Origin of the sequence: Sphingomonas sp. (genome assembly GCF_019242355.1) — a bacterium.
Classification (GTDB): Bacteria; Pseudomonadota; Alphaproteobacteria; order Sphingomonadales; family Sphingomonadaceae; genus Sphingomicrobium.
The window spans coordinates 1-4,613 of sequence record NZ_JAFAVR010000225.1 but is presented as its reverse complement, the minus strand read 5'-3'; the positions used below and the strand labels follow the sequence as shown (position 1 = coordinate 4,613).

The 4,613-nt window shown below is 67.6% G+C and carries 4 protein-coding genes and 1 pseudogene; 1 reads left to right on the top strand and 4 read right to left on the bottom strand.

The window, feature by feature from the left end; all coding sequences use genetic code 11:
* Positions 1 to 7: 7 nt before the first annotated feature.
* A pseudogene (gene alr, locus JOZ79_RS11075) lies at positions 8 to 928 on the top strand (alanine racemase); the annotation flags it as partial.
* Here the strand turns inward: alr and nth are convergent.
* The 4 genes from nth to dapB all read right to left on the bottom strand — a co-directional run.
* Positions 876 to 1,643 (bottom strand): endonuclease III, encoded by a 768-nt coding sequence (nth, locus tag JOZ79_RS11070; protein ID WP_294074094.1) that lies wholly within the window; start codon positions 1,641 to 1,643, stop codon positions 876 to 878. The pseudogene alr and the gene nth sit on opposite strands and share 53 nt — an antisense overlap.
* A complete protein-coding gene (locus tag JOZ79_RS11065) occupies positions 1,640 to 2,716 on the bottom strand; it encodes a pyridoxal phosphate-dependent aminotransferase (protein WP_294074092.1) in 1,077 nt (358 codons plus the stop codon). Before JOZ79_RS11065 ends, nth begins: the two co-directional genes overlap by 4 nt.
* Positions 2,713 to 4,020, bottom strand: coding sequence for an amino acid permease (locus tag JOZ79_RS11060; RefSeq protein ID WP_294074090.1), 1,308 nt, complete (start codon positions 4,018 to 4,020; stop codon positions 2,713 to 2,715). Before JOZ79_RS11060 ends, JOZ79_RS11065 begins: the two co-directional genes overlap by 4 nt.
* On the bottom strand, positions 4,017 to 4,613 hold a 597-nt coding region (gene dapB / locus JOZ79_RS11055; RefSeq protein ID WP_294074088.1), incomplete at its 5' end, for a 4-hydroxy-tetrahydrodipicolinate reductase. The genes dapB and JOZ79_RS11060, both read right to left, overlap by 4 nt.

The window sequence follows — 4,613 nt, the reverse complement described above, 5'->3', positions numbered from 1 at the left end:
AGAAGCCTTGCAGGCCAACTGGCGCTGGCTCGGAAGCCGCGCCGGAGTCGCCGCGGGGGCGGCGGTCAAGGCGGACGGCTACGGCCTCGGCGCGCGCGAAACGGCGGTCGCATTGCTCGACGCGGGCTGTCGTGACTTTTTCGTTTCGACCTGGGCGGAAGCCGCCGCGCTTGGCGAGTTGCCCGAAGACGCGAGCGTGGTGGTTCTCCATGGCGTTGGACCGGATGACCTCCAGACTGCCCTCGCATCCGCGGCGAGGCCCTGCCTCAATAGCGTAGAACAGGTCGTCCGATGGCTTGAGAGTGGTGGGGACCGCCGTTGCGACGTGATGGTCGACACCGGCATGAACCGGCTAGGATTGCGTGTCGATGAGGTAGCGGCGCTCGACGGACTCGCCATCGACACCTTGCACAGTCATCTTGCCTGCGCCGACGAGGACAGCGATTTCAACGCCACGCAGTTGCACCGCTTCCGTGACGTCGCGGCGGCGGTTCCGGCTCGCCGCTACAGCCTCGCCAACTCCGCCGGTATCTGTCTCGGCCGCGACTACAGCTTCGACCTCGTCCGGCCCGGCCTTGCGCTCTACGGCGGCATTCCCCGGTCCGAAGCCGAGGGCGCGATCCGCCAGGTTGCTCGCCTCGAAGCGCAGGTGGTGCAGCGCCGCACCATCCGAGCAGGCGAGAGCTGCGGCTATGGCGCGACCTTCGTTGCCGAGGCGGATACCGAGGCCGCGATCCTCAATATCGGTTACGCCGACGGTTATTTGCGCGGCTTCTCCAGTCGGGGGTCCGCGTTTGCCGGAGAGTTCGCTTTGCCGGTGCTCGGCCGCGTGTCGATGGATCTGATCGCTGTCGGCTGCGACACCGTGCCGGATGTCAGGGAAGGCGAATGGGTCGAGATCGACTTCGATTTGCCGTCCGCCGCGAAGCAGTCTGGACTTTCGCAGTACGAGTCGCTGACTTGCCTCGGCTCCCGGTTCGAGCGGCGCTGGGCTTGACCCGCTCCTCGGGCGGCGGCGTCTTGGGCTTGTAGCGACAGAGGTCGACCACCGGACACCGCCAGCATTCCGGCAGCCGCGCCTTGCAGGTGTAGCGGCCGTGCAGGATCAGCCAGTGGTGCGCGTCGCGGCGGAAGGGCTGCGGGACAAGCCTGTCGAGCTTCGCCTCGACCTCGTCGACCGTCTTGCCGGGCGCTAGACCGGTGCGGTTGCAGACCCGAAAGACGTGGGTGTCGACCGCGAAGGTCTCCTCGCCGAACGCGGTGTTGAGCACCACGTTCGCGGTCTTGCGGCCGACGCCGGGCAGCGACTGAAGCTCCTCGCGAGTGCGGGGGACCTCGCCGCCGAAGCGCTCGATCAGCGTCTGGGAGAGCGCGATCACGTTCTTCGCCTTGGTATTGAACAGGCCGATGGTTTTGATCGCCTCGCGCAATCGCTCCTCACCGAGGGCCAGCATCTGCTTCGGTCTCGTGATCCTGGCGAACACTGGCCGCATGGCGAGGTTGACGCTGGCATCGGTCGCCTGGGCCGAGAGGACGACAGCGACGAGCAGAGTGTAAGGATTGGTAGATTCGAGCTCGGTCGTCGGCGAGGGGTTCGCCTCGGCCAGGCGGCGGAAGAACTCGAATACCTCGTCGCGCTTCACTTGAGGTCGTCCAAGGCAGCGCCGAGACGGGAAAGGCCCTCTGCGAAATCTTCGGCAGGTTCGCCGAAGCCGATGCGGAAATGCTCGGGCAGCTCGAACCAGTGGCCGGGCACCACGGCGGTGTCGTAGCGCTCGTGGAGCCGGGCATCGAGCCGTTTAGTGTCGCCGCCGGTCCAGCGCGGAAAGGCCGTCAGACCATGGATCGCCGGTGTGCTTTCGAGATCGTCGCGAGAAGCCAGGAAGCGGTTGAACGCCTCGCGGTTGCGGCGGAGCAGGGCAGGGCTGTCGCCGAGGACCTCGCCCAAATGCGCGAAGGCAATGCAGGCGAGCCGCTCGTCAGCATGGGCGCGGTTGACGACGAACAGGTCGTTCAATCGCCAGATGCGCTCGGCGAGGACGGGTTCGGCGAGGACCCAGCCGCAGCGCAGGCCGCTGAGACCATAGACCTTGGTCAGGCTGTTGGTCGTGACGAACTCGGGACCGAGGTGAACGGCGCTTCGAGGGCGAGGCGTCGCCGCGTCGAGATAGACTTCGTCGACCAGCACGCGCGCCCCGCGGGCGCGGGCGAGGGCACCGACCGTGGCGAGCTGGTCTTCGCTCGCAATGGAACCGCTCGGGTTATGCAGGTTGGTCAGGACCACTAGTCGCGTATCATCGGTCAGGGCCGCGTCGACAGCGCCCGGATCGAGGCGGAAGCCGTCCTCCGATCGCCGTTCGAAGCGCGCGATCCTCGCGCCGAGGAAACTGACTGCGGCGAGCAGCGGCTCGTAGGCCGGGTGCTCGACCAGCACCTCGTCGCCCGGCTTGATCAGCGCCGCCATCGCCAGCATGTTCGCCATCGACGTGCCGTCGGCAGTGACGACCTGCTCGGGCGGAACGTCGGCGCGCCGGGCGATCGCCTCGACGAGCGGCCGATAGCGCGGGTGGCTCGCGCCATCGAGGTCGAGGTCGGCAATCGCCCAGGGCAGAGTGTCCATGCGGACGTGCGGTACCTCGCTGCCGGTGAGGGAATAGCGGACCGGCGCCTTGAACTTCGCCCAGTGCATGTATTCCGACTGCATGGCGCGGCTCACTTTGCATTCGCCTTCCGCCAATAGAGGAAGGCCGGCACCCCGAGCGCGAGGATTGCGAAGCCGATCAGGCTGTTTTCCAGGCTGTTGACGACCGTCGCGACGACGATGGCGAAGCAGCAGGCGACGAACAGGCCGGTGGTGATCGGATGCCCCGGCGCTGAGAAGCCGTCGTTCGCGTCGCCCTTGCGCCGGAAGACGAACAGCGCGGCGCCGGTCAGGCCGAAGAAGATGAAGTCGACCGAGACGACGTAGCTCAGGATCTGCCCGTACGCGCCCGAGACCGCGATCACCGAAGCCGCGATGCCCTGCACGACAATCGCCAGCGTCGGCACCCGGCTCCGCGCGCTGACGGCGGCGAGGCTGCGGAAGAACACGCGGTCCTCGGCCATCGCGAAATAGACGCGCGGAGCGGTCAGCATGCTCTGGCTGAGAAAGCCCAAGGCGGAGACCGCGATACCGATGGCGATGAAGGTTGCGCCCTTACCACCCGCGGCGGCGCGCATGACGTCGCTCGCCGGCGTCTTCGATGCGGCCAAACCTGCCGGGCCGAGGGCGTGGACACAGACGAAGCCGACGGCGGTGTAGAGCAGGACGACCCCCGCCACTCCGAGCAAGAGGCCGCGGGCAAGGTCGCGCCGCGGGTCGCGCATCTCGCCGGCGACGAAGCTCGATGTCTGCCAGCCGCCGTAGGAGAACATGACAGCGGTCATCGCGGCGCCGACGCCGCTGAAGCCGCTGGCCGCCGACGATTCCTGCCCGGAAGCGGTGGGGGCCATCAGGCCAACCGCGACCAACGCGGCGATTGCCAGGATCTTCAGCACCATCAGGGCGCTCTGGACATTGCTTCCCGACCGGACCCCAAAGCAGTTGATGATGGTGAGTAGCGCCAGCACGGCGACGGCGACGACGCTGTCCGGCAATCCGAGTTGACTGATTTCCCCGAAGTAGCGGGCGAAGGTGATCGCGACCGCCGCCATTCCTCCCGACTGGATGACCAGCAGAAGCGACCAGCCGTAGAGGAACGCGGGCAGCGGCCCGAAGGCGTCGCGAAGGTAGGCGTACTGTCCGCCGACCGCGGGCCGCCGCGCGGCGAGCTCGGCATAGACCAGCGCGCCGGTCAGCGCGATCACCCCGCCAAGCACCCACACTCCGACGATCAGCGATGGCGTGCCGACATGCCGCGCGACCTCGGCCGGATTGACGAAGATGCCCGAGCCGATGATCCCGCCCATGACCAGCATGGTCGCGTCGAACAGCCCAAGGCGCCGCGCGAGGCCGTGAGATTCGACCGCGGGGTCGCTCACAGCGATGCGATCACGTCCCGCATGGAATAGAGGCCCGCTGGCTTGCCGAGCAGAAAGCGCGCACCGGCGAGTGCACCGCGAGCGAAGATCAAGCGGTTCTCTGCGCTGTGGGACAGGACAAGCCGCTCGCTCGGCCCCAGAAACATCACGTCATGGTCGCCCGCAACGCTGCCACCGCGAAGCGAGGCGAAGCCGATTGCGCCATCCTTGCGGGACAAACCGGTTCCGGACCTTCCCACCTCTGCGTCGAGCTTCACGCCACGCCCGCGCGCCGCTGCCTCGCCCAGCAGGAGCGCGGTTCCGGACGGCGCGTCGGCCTTCATCCGGTGATGGGTCTCGGCGATCTCGACGTCCCAGTCGGGTCCGAGCAAGCTGGCCGCACGCTCGACGAGGTCAGCCAGGACGGCGACGCCGAGCGAAGTGTTCGCCGCGCGAAGGACGGGGATGCGCCTCGACGCTTCGGCGATGTGCCCGCCGGCGGCTTCATCGAGGCCGGTGGTGCCGACAAGGATCGGGATGCCGATCGACATGGCCCGGTCGAGGCTTTCGCCAAGCGCGCTAGGGGCGGAGAAATCGATCAGCACGTCCGCATC